The sequence below is a fragment of the Nitrosomonas sp. genome, assembly GCF_022842015.1.
Classification (GTDB): Bacteria; Pseudomonadota; Gammaproteobacteria; order Burkholderiales; family Nitrosomonadaceae; genus Nitrosomonas.
In genome coordinates this window covers 1-16,614 of record NZ_JALHQJ010000068.1, presented here as the reverse complement: position 1 = coordinate 16,614, position 16,614 = coordinate 1, and the positions used below count along the sequence as shown (strand labels likewise).

Genomic DNA, 16,614 nt, shown 5'->3' with positions numbered 1-16,614 from the left:
TACCTCGGATGGCACAGAATGATTGACCGTCTCGGTCAAAGTATTACACCAATCCTTTGTTTTATAGCATCTCTTGGCAAAACAAGGCAGGTTCAACAACTAATTGTGACATAGCCATTTTTATCGTTGATACGAAAGGCTGGATTCTCGTTGCAAATCGAACTGCAGTAAAACGTTACGGCTACAGTCTCAAGGAATTAAAGCAAATGAATATCTCGGACCTGACTTCTCGGGAGATGAAAAGCAATCTACCGATCAAACTCACTAAATTGATGCGGTCCAGGGGATTCTTTAACTGGAAACACTATTGCAAAAATGGCAGCGAATTACCAGTAGAGGTGTATACCCATCCAATTATTCATAATGGCAAGCATGTCATTTATTTCAGTATCCGCGACACCAGCTTGCGGAAAAATTTTGCGCCGGAGCAGCAGAATCACAACCATTTTCTTGAAAGGATTCTGAATACTGAACTTGGTTTGATCTACATTTTTGATTTTACCGAACAGAAGAACGTATGTATCAATCCAAAGTGGCTCACTGCCTTGGGTTATACGATCGAAGAAATTCAAGCGCTGGGGCAAGAATTGACTCAGATTCTGCATCCGGATGATCTGCCCGGTATTGTTGCAAACCACAATACATTGCGGGATGCCTTAGATGGAGAGACGCGTTCAATCGAATTTCGCATCCTGGATAAACAAGGTGACTGGCGTTGGTTTATCAGCCATGAAACTCCTTTTTCTCGTGACGAGAAAGGGCTGGCAAACCAAATACTGGGCATTGCCCATGACATTACTCAACGCAAGCACGCTGAAATCCTGCTCAGTGGACAGAATCAAGTGTTGGACATGATTGCTTCCGGAATTTCGCTATCCACAACGTTAACCATGCTGATTCAGATTACCGAAGATCAAGTACCCGGAATGATAGGATCCATTCTCCTGCTCGACGAGGACGGTGTTCATATGCGCCACGGTGCTGCGCCGAACTTGCCAACAGAATTTATCGCAGCAATAGATGGCCTGCCGATCGGGCCTGTTGCCGGATCATGCGGCACGGCAGCTTACCTCAAGAAAGCTGTATTTGTCGAAGATATCGCTACCGATCCATTTTGGGAGCCATACAGAGCTGCAGCACTTCCGCTCGGATTACGTGCCTGCTGGTCTACCCCGGTCTTTGACGTTAACGAACAGGTGCTTGGAACTTTTGCGATGTACTATCGACAGCCTGATCTACCTGGGCCGGAACATCTGCGACTCATCGACGCCGTGACGCATATCGCGGCCATTGCTATCAACCGCCACAAAGCTGAGAAAGCATTGCGCCAAAGTGAAACGCGATATCGCTCACTGTTCGAATATGCACCTGATGGCATCCTCATAGCGGATAGCCAGGGCTTCTATCTCGACGCCAATGCAAGCGCATGCCAGATGCTGGGTTATAGCCAAAATGAATTGATTGGACTGCATTCCTCTGACATCGTTGTGCAGATGAAAACCCAACGTATCGATCCCACCTTCCAAGCAATCGAAATTAAGACAAATAACCAGCAAGAGCACCAGTTCCGGCGTAAAGATAGATCGGTGTTAACGGTAGATGTAATGACAACCGCAATGCCAGACAGTAACCTGTTGAATATGTTTCGCGACATCACCGAACGAAAAGCCAGCGAATCCCAATTGAAACAAGTAACACGACTTTATGCAGCATTAAGTCAATGCAACCAAGCCATCGTACGCTGCACCAACAAAGCGGAATTATTGCCTCAGATCTGCCGCGATGCTGTAAATTTCGGAGGAATGAAAATGGCGTGGATCGGGATGATTGACGAAGCAAACAAATTGATCAAGCCGGTCGCTTCATTCGGTGCGGGCACTGCCTATCTGGAAGAAATCAGATTCTCGATAGATGCTGATTTTATTACTGAATATGGAATGCCTGAGGCCGCAATCCTTAAAAAAACGCCCCTATGGTGTCAAGATTTTAAGCGTGATCCAGCCACTGCTGGCTGGCGCGAAAATGCGGAAATATTCGGCTGGGAAGCTTCTGCTTCTCTTCCTTTATATTGCCAGGGAGTGATTGCAGGGGTTTTCAATTTATATAGCGGTGACGCCTATGCATTCGATAAAGCGACACAGAAATTGGTGTTCGAAATGGCAACAGATATCAGCTTCGCATTGAATAATTTTGCCCTTGAGCAGCAGCGCACGCGAGCGGCAGAAGCATTACGCGCAAATGAACAGCATTTGCGGACTATTATAGAAACAGAACCGGAATGTGTGAAAATTGTCGACAAAGATGGCAAACTTCTGGAGATGAATCCCGCAGGTCTTGCAATGCTCGAGGTAGATTCTTTAGAGGTAGCAAAGCAGCATAATCTCCTGCAGTTTATTCTCCCCCAATACCGCGATGCTTTTACAGTCTTGCACGAGCGCGTAATGAACGGGCACAACGATACCTTGGAGTTTGAAATTCTGGGGCTGAAGGGTACAAAGCGCTGGCTTGAAACGCATGCAGCACCCATGCATGATGAGCATGGTGAAGTTTCTACCCTGCTTGGCATTACTCGAGACATTACTGAGCGAAAACGCAATGAAGCGCGCATTAACTATCTGGCAAATTTTGATGCCCTCACCGGTCTGCCCAATCGGGCTCAATTAAACAATCATCTTAATTATGCCCTGAGTTTGACAAAACGCAGTAATGGATGTCTGGCTTTGATGTTCGTTGATATTGATCGTTTCAAGGATATCAACGATACGCTTGGACATAATGCCGGAGACGCATTTCTAATAGAAGTTTCCAAGCGTTTGAAACAGGCTTTGCGTGAAGAGGATACGGCGGTACGCCTGGGCGGGGATGAATTTATTTTACTGTTACCCGGTAACAATGCACGCGGCGCGGCACAGGTTGCGCAAAAAATACTGTGTGTCATCTCAGAGCCATACAAGAGCGAACACTATGATCTGATCGTGACCGCATCAATCGGGATTGCCCTCTACCCTGATGATGGTTCGGATATGGAAACACTCTCAAAGAATGCCGATATCGCAATGTATCAGGCAAAACATGAAGGCCGTAACGGCTATCGATTTTTTACTGCAAGAATGCAGGCACATGCAATGCGCAACTTACAATTAGTCAACGCCTTGCGTTATGCGCTAGAGGGTAATCAGTTTCAAGTATATTACCAGCCGCAGGTATCCATTAGGAATGGAGATATCATCGGAGCGGAAATCTTGCTACGATGGCACAACCCAATACTGGGCAATGTATCGCCGAACGAATTCATCCCCGTCGCGGAAGATTGCGGCGTTATCTTATCTATTGGAGAATGGGTGTTGCGCTCAGCTGTATGGCAGCTAAAACGCTGGATTGATAATGGCCACCCGCCTATCATCATCGCGGTCAATTTGTCAGCAGTACAATTTCGTCACCCCAATTTGCTCGATATGGTCACGCTCATTCTGAAAGAAGCGCAGTTGCCCCCTGAATATCTGGAGCTGGAATTAACCGAGGGTGCAGCAATGCATGAACCGCTGGAGGCGATTGCGGTAATGAATAATTTGCATGAACTCGGGGTCCAAATGTCGATTGATGATTTTGGTACAGGTTATTCATCACTCAACTACCTGAAGAAATTCAAAGCATATAAGCTCAAGATTGATCAGTCATTTGTACGCGATATTAATACTGATCTGGAAGATAAAGCTATCGTTGCAGCGATTATCAGCATGTCGAAAAGTCTTGGCCTGAGAACTATTGCTGAAGGCGTAGAGACAAGCGAACAACTCGCTTTTTTGCGCGAGCAAGGCTGTGATGAAGCGCAAGGCTATTACTACAGCAAACCAGTACCTGCTGATCAGTTTGAACGCTTGTTAACAAATACTAAAATGTAATCGGGCTACCGCGCCAAATCGACGGTAATCGTTTGCATCGTTATGCTTAGTTTCTTGCTGGATTGCGATGGCGCTTGTGCCGCCGGGTTATTTTCAGTCAGAGTTTCTCTATTTTTACTGAGGCAGTGTACTGTTTATCGTCACGAACGATCTCATCGCCGATTTGAGATTACTCTGCGAGTAAATCTGATAATATTTTTTATTTCGGGATGAAAATATATGATTATTGTTATCTCACCGGCCAAAACGCTGGATTTTGAAACCCCACCCATCACCCAAGAATCCACGCAACCAATCTTTCTCGCTGATTCTGCCAAGCTGATTGATGCGCTTCGGAAACTGGAGCCGGATCAAATCTGTCAGTTAATGTCAATCAGCCCCAAGCTGGGCACTTTGAATTCAAACCGTTATCACACTTGGCATCGCCCATTTACATTGAAGAATTCCAAACAAGCCATTCTCGCGTTCAAAGGAGATGTGTATACCGGCTTGAATGCCGTGACAATGACTGCTGCTGAATTGGCCTTTGCACAAGATCATTTGCGGATTTTGTCCGGATTATATGGTGTGTTGCATCCACTGGATCTGATTCAACCGTATCGGTTGGAAATGGGCACTCAATTTAAAAACTCGCGCGGCAAAAATTTGTATGAATTCTGGGGCGATAAAATCACCCAAACACTGAATCAAGATTTAAAAAAACAGAAAGATAGTATTCTAGTTAACCTGGCATCCAATGAATATTTTCAGTCCATTCAAACGAAAAGTCTGGAAGCGCGTATCATTACCCCTGTTTTTAAAGACGAGAAAAATGGCGTTTATAAAATCATCAGTTTTTTTGCTAAAAAGGCCAGAGGCATGATGAGCCGCTATATCATCCAGAACAAACTCACAGACCCAGAAACCATTAAGGAATTTGATGTTGCAGGCTATCAATTTGATGAAAAAAACAGTAATCAAGATGAATGGATTTTCACTCGTGCAGAATCGAAGGCTGCGTGATTTTCTATGCACAATCTTGTGGATTTTTAACAGAAGAATGCCATGACTAATGAACAGCTCATTGAGCTGGCTAGAAAATACGTGACATTGTCTAACGATCACGATCTTGCGCGCATAAAATGCTTGTTTGCGAGTGATGCCACCTATCACTCCGCTTATTTCGGCACATACCAAGGTAGCGATGCCATTCATACCATGATGACCAGCTTTTTCGCACGCTTTCCCGATGTGCATTGGGAAGTCCTGGAATATCGCAACAATGAAAAAAATAGTGTGGAATTCGCATTTACCATGACCGGCACGGATGCCTCTACCAGCGAATCAGTGACACGACATGGGCTGGAACACATTTACTTCACCTCGGGCGGACTGATTCAGCATATCGCGGTTTACAAGCCAGAAAGTTAACTCGCGCGAGCTTTGTCTAGGTTTATTGCGTCTAGCTAAATAAGCTCTAGTGTTGGCTTGCTGCATGTTTTTCTGACCCAACAAAGCTTTCTATAATGAATTTTCAATCGACATGTCAAATTATTTTGGGAATCGAATAATAATCATGTTGTGATCAACCTGATTATCGCAGAAAGTAGCTTTTCCAAATTTGAGCACTTTTTCTTCGGCATTAATCGTTCGAGACCTTTGCAAAACCCTAATTCAGGAAATTTTCATTAACTTAATACAATGCGTTGCAAACCACAAAGCACACCTTTGCAAAAGTCTCTAGGAACACCATTCTGGATTTGTGCCGCACGCAATTAAGCAATGCTATGAAAAGATACTGATGCATCGAGACACTTCAATTTTTTATCCACTGACACGAAAGCAAGCATTCTGAAGTCAATTATGCTAATGTAAAAATGGTAATGCAAAGATGAGAGTATTTTATGGCCTGAGTGTGGTGATGGAAACTCCAAAAAGTTGATCGTTTCTTAGTCCTAAGAAAGACTGTTACCTTTCTGACCATTTATCGTGAAAAATCGCAATGACGAATCAACCAAAAATAAAAGTGTATTACAACTCAGCCTGTCCGGTATGCAAAGCTGGAATTGAAGCTCAGATGGATAAAGAAAGTTGTTGTGAAATCCAGTGGAACGATATTCACACGCATCGCGCGCTTGTTTCCGAGGTCAATTCTGATCTTGAGTTCGTTCGCGAACGCCTGCATGTTATTGATGAGGTAGGCAATCTTCATGTTGGTTTTGATGCTTTTTTGGCCATCTGGCGTGCGTCTGCGCATGAACGTTGGAAAGCGAAGGTGCTAGGGATTCCGGTTGTCAGGCAGTTGTGTACTTTCGGCTACAATCTATTTGCAGCGGCGCTTTATCGCTGGAATAAAGCCAAAAAGCATTGGTAGCTTTATTGATCTTGATTTGAACCTGAACTCGGTGGCAAGATTTCAACAGCCTGTTAAATTGATAGTCTTGATTAACTGCTATCCTCCCAACTTCTTCTTCAAAATAGTATTTACTTGTGCTGGATTGGCCTTTCCTTGGGTTGCTTTCATGATCTGACCGACCAGTGAATTGAAGGCTTTTTCTTTGCCATTGCGATAATCTGCAACTTGTTGTGCATTGGCAGTCAGTACTTGCTCAACCAGTTTTTCAATGGTGCTATCGTCGGAAATTTGCTTTAACCCTTTGGCGGCAATGATAGCATCGACATTTCTTTCCAACTCGCCATTCCACATGCTTTCAAATACCGTTTTGGCTGCCTTGCCGGAAATGGTCCCATCACTGATTCGTTTCAACAGTGTAGCAAGCTGGGAAGGTGTAATTGGGCATGCGGTGATTTCAAGCCCTTCTTTGTTCAATTGCCCGCTGATCTCGCCCATGATCCAGTTGGCGCACAATTTTGCCTGTCCAGGCAATTGCTTGATAGTTGATTCAAAATAATCTGCGGTTTCGCGCGAGCTTGTTAGTACGGAGGCATCGTAGGCAGATAGTGCGAACTCCGACATATAGCGATCGCGGCGCACCTGAGGCAATTCCGGCAAGGCTAATTGAACCTGGTCAATCCAGTTTGCAGAAATTTCGAGCGGCAATAAATCCGGATCGGGGAAATAACGATAATCGTTGGCATCTTCCTTGGTACGCATAGTCCGCGTTTCGTCTTTGTTGGCATCGTACAGACGGGTTTCCTGCCGGATTGTACCCCCGTCTTGCAGGATTTCAATTTGTCGTCTGGCCTCATAATCAATCGCTTTCTCGAGAAAGCGGAATGAATTCAGATTCTTGATCTCGCAGCGCGTGCCAAGCTTTTCCGTGCCACATGGACGCACCGAAACATTGGCATCGCAACGGAAGGAGCCTTCCTGCATATTGCCATCGCAAATGCCGATCCAACGTACCAGCGCGTGCAGTGTTTTCGCATAGACTACGGCTTCCGCACTGCTGCGCATATCCGGCTCAGAAACGATCTCCAACAAGGGTGTACCAGCCCGGTTCAGATCAATCCCGCTCATACCATGGAAATCCTCGTGCAGCGACTTGCCAGCGTCTTCTTCCAAATGTGCACGAGTCAGGCGGATATTTTTTTCCTCACCATCAGCCTGAATCTGAATGTTGCCACCTTGCACCACTGGCAATTCGAATTGACTGATTTGATAGCCTTTCGGCAAATCGGGATAAAAATAATTTTTGCGTGCAAAAATAGAGGGTGAATTAATTTTAGCGCCGACTGACAGACCAAATTTGATGGCCCGTTCAACCGCGCCCTTATTGAGTACTGGCAAAACACCGGGCAATGCCAAATCGATTACGCACGCTTGAGAATTCGGCGGTGCGCCGTAAGCGGTGGATGCACCTGAGAATATTTTAGATTGCGTTGAAAGTTGAGCGTGTACTTCAAGACCGATGACAATTTCCCACTGCATGATAAATTTCCAGCTAGATGATTGATTTCATGAATGAACGATAGCTTTAAACAGGTGACTTCAAATGCCAGTCTGTCACCAATTGATATTGATGTGCAATATTCAGCATTTGCGCTTCCTTAAAATAATTACCCATAATGTGTAAGCCGATTGGTCGGTTTTTGTCACCAAAACCAATCGGGATCGACATCGCTGGCATTCCGGTCAGGTTTGCCGCGCTGGTATAGATATCCGATAAATACATTTGAATCGGATCGCCGCTTTTTTCTCCCAGATTAAATGCGACCGTGGGAGTGGTAGGCCCCATGATAATGTCACATCGTTCATAAGCTTCAGCAAAATCCTGCGCAATCAGGCGGCGCAGTTTCTGCGCCTTGATGTAGTAGGCATCATAATAACCATGCGACAATACATACGTGCCGATCAGAATTCGTCGTTTCACTTCTGCGCCAAAACCTTGCGTGCGTGTTTTGCGATACATGTCAGCCAAATCGCTGTATGCTGGGGCACGATAACCGTAGCGTACCCCATCAAAACGAGATAAATTGCTCGATGCCTCGGCAGGCGCCAAAACATAGTAAACCGGAATCGACAATGGTGCATTGGGTAATGAAACCTCGATCGTTTGCGCACCTAATTTGCGGCACTCAACCAATGCTTGTTCGATCGCCCTTGCGACTTCCTGGCTCATTCCTTCAGCAAAATATTCTTTCGGCAGGCCAATGCGCAGACCGGCTAAAGGTTTCTGCAAATCCTGCGCGTAATCCTCAGCATCGCGTTGCAGACTGGTGGAATCACGCAGATCGAACCCGGTCATGACATTCAGCAGTAGCGCCAAATCTTCGGCCGATTTGGCCATTGGCCCGCCCTGATCCAAACTGGAGGCAAAGGCGATCATGCCGTAGCGCGACACCAATCCATAGGTCGGTTTAATTCCAGAGATGCCGCATAATGCTGCGGGTTGGCGGATGGAACCGCCGGTATCGGTACCGGTTGCTGCAGGGGTTAGTCTGGCTGCCACTGCACACGCCGCACCGCCTGAACTGCCACCAGGAACTGCCGCAACATCCCAGGGGTTTTTAACAATGCCGAAATAGGATGTTTCATTGCTTGACCCCATGGCAAATTCATCCATGTTGGTTTTGCCAATATTGATCGCACCCGCCTGATTGAATCGTTCAATAACACCGGCATCATACGGTGAAACAAAATTTGACAGCATTTTTGAGCCGCACGTAGTCAGCCAGCCTTTAGCGCAAAAAATATCTTTCTGCGCAATCGGGATTCCGGTTAATGGGCCGGCCTGTCCCACGGCAATCATTTTGTCAGCTGCCTTTGCTTGCGCAAGGCTTATTTCTTCGTTGACCGTAATAAATGCGTTATATTCAGGGTTGAATTGTTTGATACGCCGCAAAAATTCGGTGGTGAGTTCAGTGCTGGAAATCTTTTTTTCGGCAAGCTGAACCGCGAGTTGTTTAAGGCTGGCATTAAACATGGATTTACTAATCAGAGAAAAATAAAATATTGCGTATAATGGCTGTTCTTTATGGTCTTAGGAATTCCGTTGGCTCATCGAGTGCTTTTTATTCAATGACTTGCGGAACCAGATAGAGATCGGCTTCGACTTGTGGTGCGATCGATTGATATAATTCGTGCTGATCGGCTTCAGTGACCTCATCTTCGCGCAGACGTTGCACCACACTTTGCGCATGCGACATGGGTTCTACTGTTGAAGTATCGACTGCTTGCATGGTTTCTATCAGATCAAAAATACCGGATAACTGATCCAAGGTTTCTTTTGCCTCGACATCGTTAATCTCAATATAGGCAAGATCAGCAATTCGTTTTACATCATTAGCAGATAAAGTCATTTTTAAATAGGTAACCTTATATTCAAAGAAGTATTAGGGTATCATGCCGCAGTTTAACTGGCGTGTTATTTTTGATGGTTTTACTTGTTATTATTCGCTCTCATCATAATTACTAATATCGGATATTGCCACTATGTTTAATTTCTTGAGCAACAGTATTCTTGGAAGCTACTTCTCAACAGACATGGCGATTGATTTGGGCACAGCCAATACGCTGATATATGTCCACGGCCAAGGTATTGTGCTGGATGAACCCTCAGTAGTGGCTATTCGCACAGAAAGTGGAGCCAACGGTAAGAAAATGATCCAACAGGTGGGTCTTGCAGCCAAACAAATGTTAGGTCGCACCCCAGGCAACATTACCGCAATCCGCCCTATGAAAGATGGCGTGATTGCCGATTTTACCGTGACCGAACAGATGCTCAAGATGTTTATCCGCAAGGTGAATCCGCCACGCCTGTTTTCCGCCAATCCACGTATTGTAATTTGTGTACCCTATGGCTCCACGCAGGTGGAACGCCGTGCTATTCGTGAAGCAGCCTATGGCGCTGGCGCACGCAAGGTTGAGTTGATTGAGGAACCGATGGCAGCTGCATTAGGGGCTGACCTTCCAGTCGAATCCCCGACTGGCTCGATGGTGGTTGACATTGGTGGGGGCACGACAGAGGTTGGCGTTATTTCGTTAGGTGGCATCGTGTATTCCAATTCTGTACGCGTTGGAGGGGACAAATTTGATGAAGCGATTATCAACTATATTCGTCGCAACTATGGCATGTTGATTGGCGAAGTGACAGCAGAGATTATTAAAAAGGAAATCGGCTCCGCTTTTCCTGGCTCAGAAGTACGAGAAATTGAAGTGAAAGGTCGCAATCTTGCAGAAGGCATACCGCGCAGCTTCACGATTTCCAGCAATGAAATTCTGGAGGCACTGACCGAACCAATCAATAGTATTGTCAGTGCAGTTAAATCGGCCTTAGAACATACTCCGCCTGAATTGGGTGCGGATATTGCTGATAAAGGTATGGTTATGACAGGGGGCGGGGCTTTGTTGCGCGATGTTGATCGATTATTAATGGAAGAAACCGGCTTATCGGTCATTGTTGCCGATGATCCGCTGACCTGTGTCGTACGGGGAGCTGGGATCGCGCTGGAAAATATGGATCGATCCATTGGTATTTTTGCTCGTGACTAATTATTATTTAATGACTGATTACTTTTCTCTTTTCTAGTACAAAATTAAGTCTTTCTCTTAAAGACGGAACGTAATGGAAACAGCCCCACAGTTTTTTAGGAATGGTCCGGGTCCGTTTGCACGACTGTTTATATTTGCAATCCTATCCTGCTTGCTGATTGCGGAAGATACGCGTTTCAAATATTTTCCTCAGTTGCGCCAAATAATTAGCGTGATCATCTTACCTTTACAGAGAATTGCTTATATCCCTTCAGATATATATGATCAAGTTGAAAAGTTTAGTGCCAGTTTCAACTTGCTCGAAGAAAATATAAAATTGCGACAACTTTATCTGGACCGTCGTGAACAACTACTGAGATTAGAGGCACTGGAAGCCGAGAATACGCACTTGCGCAGATTGTTAGGTGCAGTACAGCAAATCGAAACCACTGCCAAAACGAAAGTAGTTTTAGCAGAAATTCAGTATACTCCGCGTGATCCGTTTAATCACAAAATAACCTTGAATAAAGGTAGTTATCATGATATTGAATTGGGTCAGGCAGTAATTGATGATAAGGGTATCGTCGGACAAATTACGCAGCTATACCCCTGGTCATCCGAAGTAACGCTTTTGACAGATAAAGATCATGCTGTTCCCATCCAAGTTGTTCGCAATGGTTTGCGATCAATCGTATCTGGAACTGGAAAAAATAATGAGCTGGAATTACGTTACTTATCGGTTAACACGGATATTCAGCAAGGTGACTTATTAGTTACTTCCGGGATTGGCGGAGTGTATCCGCCGGGAATTCCCGTTGCAACTGTGCTCAAGATTGAGCAGGACCCTGCAGGTGATTTTGCACTTGTTACCAGCGCGCCGATTGCTGGTGTAAATCGGAATCGACAGGTTTTAGTTCTGTCCTTGGCGCAGGTAGAATCCAATGATTCTCAAGAGATGCCAACAATTGAATCCGGAACGAATTAAAGAAAATAATTCAGTTAAAGAGAACTACTTAGGGCAGGATATGTATGTGCCTGCTAGTAGCTCGTTTATTGCCACGAGTCTAGTCATCGCACTCATCCTCAATTTTCTACCATTGCAAGGCGATCTTTTAATCGCGCGACCTGACTTCGTAGCATTTGCAATAGCTTATTGGAATATCAATCATCCGCACAAATTAGGAATGAGTGTGGCATTTGGCATGGGACTAATGGTGGATGTCGGCAACGCTGGAATACTGGGGCAACATGCTTTAGCTTATTGTGTTATTTTTTATCTGACACAAATTTTCGGCCGGCGTTTGCGGCTATTCAGTTTACTAAAGCAAGCACCGCAAATCGGCTTCTTCTTGCTCATAATGCAAATAGTTTTTGCTTTGGTAGCCCTATCGAGCGGATCAACGCTACCTGGCTGGAAGTACTTTCACGCTACTATTGCAGGTGCTTTACTTTGGGCGCCGGCTTCCTTTGTAATAGCTCTGCTATTAAAACCAAAACCAGACTCAAGTTCGTTATGAAGCAACATGTAGAACTAAGAAACCACCCTATAGAACTTTACAAATTTCGTATGCGTCTTGCCATCAGCGCAGGCTTTGTTCTTGTTCTGTTCTTGCTGCTCTATGCACGCTTCTATTACTTACAGATTATTCAGCAGGAGCATTATCATACACTGGCAGAGGCGAATCGTATTTCCATTGCACCACTGGTTCCCTACCGTGGCTTGATCTCTGATCGAAATGGAAGAATATTGGCGCAAAATTATTCAGCGTACACGTTGGAGGTTGTGCCCAGTAAAATTCAAGATCTTGAGGCAACGTTAAACGAGCTGGCAACAATTATTGAGATCACACCCGCTGATCGCCAAAGATTCAATAAATTACTAAAAGAAAGCAAGAGATTCAAAAGCTTACCTATAAGGAATCGCTTAACAGATGTCGAGATCGCAACCTTTGCTACAAATCGTTACCGTTTCCCAGGCATTGAAATCAAAGCCCAAGTATACCGTCAATACCCGGAAAAGGAGATGGTTTCACATGTTATTGGCTACATCAGTCGGATCAATGATCAAGATCTCGAACAACTGGAAAGCAGTGGCGAACTTCACAATTATCGCGGTTCTCACCACATTGGAAAAACTGGTATTGAGCAGAGTTATGAAAAACAATTACATGGTGTCACAGGATTTGAGGAAGTAGAAACTGATGCAGCAGGCCGCTCTATTCGGGTATTGTCACGAACACCGCCGACGCCTGGTAATAATTTAATTCTTACATTAGATATTGGCTTACAGGAAGTAGCAGAAATCGCATTTAGTGATCGCCGGGGTGCACTGGTTGCTTTGGATCCTAATAATGGAGAAGTACTTGCTTTCGTTAGTAAACCAGGTTATGACAATAATCTCTTTATCGGCGGTATTGACCAGGAAAACTGGAATTTGCTTAACAATTCGATTGATCGCCCTCTCAATAACCGAGCACTACGAGGCGTTTATCCTCCAGGATCAACATTCAAGCCATTTATGGCGCTTGCCGCACTTGAACTGGGGAAACGCACGCCCGAATATAGCATGAGTGACCCCGGATATTTTTCACTGCCCGGCGTCAGTCGACGCTATCGTGACTGGAAACCCGGTGGGCATGGCAGAGTCGATTTGCACAAGTCTCTCGTTGTTTCTTGTGATACCTATTACTACAGTCTTGCCAACGATCTGGGAATCGACAACATACATAATTTTATCAGTCAGTTTGGGTTAGGAAGTAAAACAGGCATTGACATTGAAGGAGAGGCGTCAGGGTTGTTGCCTTCTTCTGCTTGGAAAATGCGACAGCATAAGCAAAAATGGTACGCTGGGGATACTATTTCAGTTTCAATTGGGCAGGGGTATAATTTGACCACACCGCTTCAGCTCGCTTTCGCCACGATGCTCATCGCAAACAATGGCAAAGCATATTTACCCCGCTTGGTTAAACAAATTCAGAATAGTCAAACCGGGGAAGTTCAGGATATTCCTGCTAAATTGCTTTATAGCTTAAATCTTAAACCTAAAAATCTCGAAGTCGTTAAAAATGCACTTGTGGATGTTACTCGCCCCGGAGGAACAGCTGCAAAAGCGGGCACCAATGCAGACTATACTTTTGCTGGCAAGACTGGCACATCACAAGTTATCGCTATTAAGCAGGGAGAACGTTACAATGAAAAATTGATCAATGAACGTCACCGCGATCATGCAATGTTTATCGCCTATGCACCAGCAGACGATCCCAAAATTGCTTTGGCAATTTTAGTCGAAAATACTGGCACCGGCGGTTCAACAGCAGCTCCTATTGCAAGACAAGTATTTGATTATTTTTTATTAGGTAAATTGCCGGAAATGGATCTTGCTCATTTGATTGAACCCATTAAAGATCATGTGCATGATCATCTTTGAGAAGAATCAAATCTGTATTCAATTAATTATCGACCTGCATTCATGATGCATGATTGAAATTAGAAAAATTTGGCATTATCTTACGCGCTATGTAGATAGTTTTCTGTTAGCCGGAATCCTCATATTAATGTCGATAGGGCTGATTGTGCTATATAGTGCCACGGGTGGAAATGTGACCAGGGTCAGCAATCAAGCAGTTAATATACTAGTAGCGTTGGTAATTATGTGGTTGGTTGCAAATATTCCACTGCAACAAATATTGCGCCTAGCATTCCCGATGTACATGCTAGGATTGATTTTACTAATCGGCGTTGCGTTATTTGGCGAAATAAACAATGGCGCCAGACGCTGGCTTAATATTGGGGTGACTCGAATCCAGCCATCTGAATTGATGAAAATAGCGATACCGTTGATGATGGCTTGGTATTTCGATAAGTATGAAATTGCTTTACGTTTGAGAGATTATTTGGGTGCAACAATATTGTTATTGTTGCCTGTTCTGCTGATCTTACGGCAACCGGATTTAGGAACAGCTTTGTTAATTGCTGCCAGCGGTTTTTATGTTCTGTTCCTGGCTGGATTGTCTTGGCGCATTATTGTTGGTTTAGTGACGGCTGCAGCCGCAAGTTTACCGATACTTTGGTCGGTGATGCACGATTATCAACGACAACGCATAATGACATTGTTTGATCCAACGCAAGATCCTTTGGGAGCCGGTTATCATACGATTCAATCTTCTATTGCAATCGGTTCTGGTGGAGTCGTTGGAAAAGGATGGCAGAATGGCACGCAAACGCAATTAGACTTTCTGCCAGAACAAAGCACCGATTTTATCTTTGCTGTTTTTTCAGAAGAATTTGGGTTAATTGGGAATACTGTATTATTATTACTATATCTGCTAGTAATCGGTCGGTGTATAGCAATTACAGCAAATGCTTCAACACAGTTTACACGTTTGATCTCAGGATCGATTACATTGACCTTTTGCACTTATATATTTGTTAATATAGGAATGGTGAGCGGCATTCTTCCAATTGTAGGTGTACCTCTTCCGCTAATCAGTTATGGCGGCACATCTATGGTCACGATGCTGCTTGGTTTTGGTATTTTGATGAGTATTCAGACACATCCTAAGCTGATAAAAACATGACAAACTCTAATTCTTCATTCTTTGAAGTGCATAAATATTTATCTGTACTCTCCAGATCAATTCTTGGATTGGCATTAGTATTAATTTTTGCATTATTGGCTGCATGTAGCAGTACACCGCAATATAGCGGCAGTGTACAAGAACAACAGAGAACAACGGCAACCAAGCTATCAGGCATCAGCTCAAGTGGAATGAATAGACGAGGAGGGGGATACTATCTGGACGATGGTCCAGGAGATAATCCGCCACCAAACTTACATCTTGTTCCAGATGCCATGCCTAAAGCTGAGCCATTGCGTACAGCCAATATGCAACCGTATGTCGCACTAGGAAAACATTTTAGACCCATGACTGGTTTGGAACCTTATAAGAAACGTGGAATTGCTTCATGGTATGGGCGTCGTTATCATGGGAACAATACCGCATCGGGAGAGGTTTATGATATGTATGCAATGACGGCGGCTCACCCCACATTGCCTTTACCTAGCTATGCCCGGGTCACCAATCTGGAAAATGGCAATTCGGTGATTGTGCGTTTGAATGATCGCGGTCCATTTCTTTCTGACCGTATCATCGATCTTTCTTATACTGCCGCATATAAATTGGGAATACTAGCTGGTGGTAGCGGTCAGGTTGAAGTTGAGAGCATCATACCGAATAATGGGCAAGTTATGCTGGCAGTTTCCAAACCATCTCCCTCATTGCCTGTTGCCGATAGTCACGCAGAAATGAACATTGTTTATTTGCAACTAGCTGCATTCGGTTCATCAGATAATGCAAGGAATTTTCTTTCTCAGATACATCAGAAACTCCCATCACTCAGAGAAACAGCCAGTATTACCAAAAACAAGGGGCTGTACAAAATACACGTTGGCCCTTATCCAGATTCAACCGTTGCCAGGTTGGCAGCCAATACGCTTAGTCAACAACTCGCGATAACACCTGTTCTGGTGAATGACTGAATTGGATAAAAAAATCCCTATTGCAAGCAATAGGGATTAAAGGGCCTCGTCATAAAATCATTCATCGCAATAAACGGTCAAATGTAAAACATCTCCCTCAGTGCAGGTATAGATACATTTTTTACATTCCGGTTTCAATAGTGCGATAACTGATTTTAAGTTTAATACCAACTGAGTATTCTTGAAGATGAAAACAGAGAGGGAATTTACCCTTATATCTAAACTATGACTGTGATTTTTGTCACACCCCAATGAAGATG

At 44.4% G+C, this 16,614-nt stretch carries 13 protein-coding genes and 1 pseudogene; 11 read left to right on the top strand and 3 right to left on the bottom strand.

Features of this window, described 5'->3' with window-relative positions; all coding sequences use genetic code 11:
• From Q0C11_RS11975 to Q0C11_RS11955, 5 genes and pseudogenes are all read left to right on the top strand, one after another.
• Window positions 1-114 (top strand): annotated as a pseudogene (locus tag Q0C11_RS11975) (IS1595 family transposase); the annotation flags it as partial.
• The gene (locus tag Q0C11_RS11970; RefSeq protein ID WP_293008276.1) at window positions 69-3,902 is read left to right on the top strand and encodes an EAL domain-containing protein; all 3,834 of its coding nucleotides are present in this window, start codon (window positions 69-71) and stop codon (window positions 3,900-3,902) included. The pseudogene Q0C11_RS11975 and the gene Q0C11_RS11970, both read left to right, overlap by 46 nt.
• A gap of 219 nt (window positions 3,903-4,121) precedes the next feature.
• Window positions 4,122-4,904, top strand: a complete 783-nt coding sequence (gene yaaA / locus Q0C11_RS11965) for a peroxide stress protein YaaA (protein ID WP_293008274.1) — start codon at window positions 4,122-4,124, stop codon at window positions 4,902-4,904.
• Window positions 4,905-4,946: 42 nt separating this feature from the next.
• Complete coding sequence (locus Q0C11_RS11960; protein WP_293008272.1) at window positions 4,947-5,312, top strand: nuclear transport factor 2 family protein; 366 nt, start codon at window positions 4,947-4,949, stop codon at window positions 5,310-5,312.
• A gap of 571 nt (window positions 5,313-5,883) precedes the next feature.
• Window positions 5,884-6,255 (top strand): DUF393 domain-containing protein, encoded by a 372-nt coding sequence (locus Q0C11_RS11955; protein WP_293008270.1) that lies wholly within the window; start codon window positions 5,884-5,886, stop codon window positions 6,253-6,255.
• Between the two features lie 78 nt (window positions 6,256-6,333).
• Here the strand turns inward: Q0C11_RS11955 and gatB are convergent, their stop codons facing one another.
• From gatB to gatC, 3 genes are all read right to left on the bottom strand, one after another.
• Window positions 6,334-7,773 carry an Asp-tRNA(Asn)/Glu-tRNA(Gln) amidotransferase subunit GatB gene (gatB, locus tag Q0C11_RS11950; RefSeq protein ID WP_293008268.1) on the bottom strand — a complete coding sequence of 480 codons (1,440 nt, stop codon included), beginning with the start codon at window positions 7,771-7,773 and terminating at the stop codon, window positions 6,334-6,336.
• Window positions 7,774-7,819: 46 nt separating this feature from the next.
• Entirely contained in the window at window positions 7,820-9,268 is a 1,449-nt protein-coding gene (gatA, locus tag Q0C11_RS11945; protein ID WP_293008266.1) for an Asp-tRNA(Asn)/Glu-tRNA(Gln) amidotransferase subunit GatA, read from the bottom strand.
• A gap of 88 nt (window positions 9,269-9,356) precedes the next feature.
• On the bottom strand, window positions 9,357-9,644 hold the full coding sequence (gatC, locus tag Q0C11_RS11940; protein ID WP_293008264.1) for an Asp-tRNA(Asn)/Glu-tRNA(Gln) amidotransferase subunit GatC: 288 nt from the start codon (window positions 9,642-9,644) through the stop codon (window positions 9,357-9,359).
• A 133-nt stretch (window positions 9,645-9,777) separates the two neighbouring features.
• Here gatC and Q0C11_RS11935 point away from each other — a divergent pair, with 133 nt between their 5' ends.
• The 6 genes from Q0C11_RS11935 to Q0C11_RS11910 all read left to right on the top strand — a co-directional run bounded on the left by Q0C11_RS11935 (window position 9,778) and on the right by Q0C11_RS11910 (window position 16,354).
• Window positions 9,778-10,836: a rod shape-determining protein gene (locus tag Q0C11_RS11935; RefSeq protein ID WP_293008262.1), complete on the top strand. Its 1,059-nt coding sequence runs from the start codon at window positions 9,778-9,780 to the stop codon at window positions 10,834-10,836.
• 73 nt (window positions 10,837-10,909) lie between these two features.
• The gene (gene mreC, locus Q0C11_RS11930; protein ID WP_293008260.1) at window positions 10,910-11,800 is read left to right on the top strand and encodes a rod shape-determining protein MreC; all 891 of its coding nucleotides are present in this window, start codon (window positions 10,910-10,912) and stop codon (window positions 11,798-11,800) included.
• Window positions 11,781-12,332, top strand: a complete 552-nt coding sequence (gene mreD / locus Q0C11_RS11925) for a rod shape-determining protein MreD (RefSeq protein WP_293008258.1) — start codon at window positions 11,781-11,783, stop codon at window positions 12,330-12,332. The genes mreC and mreD overlap by 20 nt, the downstream gene beginning before the upstream one ends.
• Window positions 12,329-14,242 carry a penicillin-binding protein 2 gene (gene mrdA, locus Q0C11_RS11920; RefSeq protein ID WP_293008256.1) on the top strand — a complete coding sequence of 638 codons (1,914 nt, stop codon included), beginning with the start codon at window positions 12,329-12,331 and terminating at the stop codon, window positions 14,240-14,242. The genes mreD and mrdA overlap by 4 nt, the downstream gene beginning before the upstream one ends.
• 49 nt (window positions 14,243-14,291) lie before the next feature.
• Complete coding sequence (gene rodA, locus Q0C11_RS11915; protein ID WP_293008254.1) at window positions 14,292-15,392, top strand: rod shape-determining protein RodA; 1,101 nt, start codon at window positions 14,292-14,294, stop codon at window positions 15,390-15,392.
• A complete protein-coding gene (locus Q0C11_RS11910; RefSeq protein ID WP_293008252.1) occupies window positions 15,389-16,354 on the top strand; it encodes a septal ring lytic transglycosylase RlpA family protein in 966 nt (321 codons plus the stop codon). The genes rodA and Q0C11_RS11910 overlap by 4 nt, the downstream gene beginning before the upstream one ends.
• Window positions 16,355-16,614 lie beyond the last annotated feature (260 nt).